1 pseudogene is annotated in these 285 nt (G+C 61.8%); it reads right to left on the bottom strand.

The features are described from left to right. Positions 1 to 285, bottom strand: a pseudogene (locus tag FRY97_RS22790) (T9SS type A sorting domain-containing protein); the annotation flags it as partial.

The following is a 285-nucleotide window of genomic DNA, read 5'->3' on the forward strand; positions in this document are numbered from 1 at the left end:
AGCGTAAGTGAAGCCGAAGTTCTCTTCTGCTGCTACGCCGCTCACGATGTCCACCAGTTCTACTGCGCTGCTCAGCGTCAGGGTCGCCTGGTAGCCTTCGATGTTGGCAAGGCCCGCTGCGGTCACTGCCACGCTGTACTCGTTGCCCGCCGTCAGGCTGGCTTCTGCTACGTTCAGCGCGAAAGTGCCAGTGGCACGCTCCTCAACGCCTGCGAAGCTGTTAGGCTGTGCGTCGCCGTTCACGTCGCCGATCTTGACGGCTACGAAGTTGGCGCCTGCAATGCC

Source organism: Phaeodactylibacter luteus (assembly GCF_007993045.1).
Classification (GTDB): Bacteria; Bacteroidota; Bacteroidia; order Chitinophagales; family Saprospiraceae; genus Phaeodactylibacter; species Phaeodactylibacter luteus.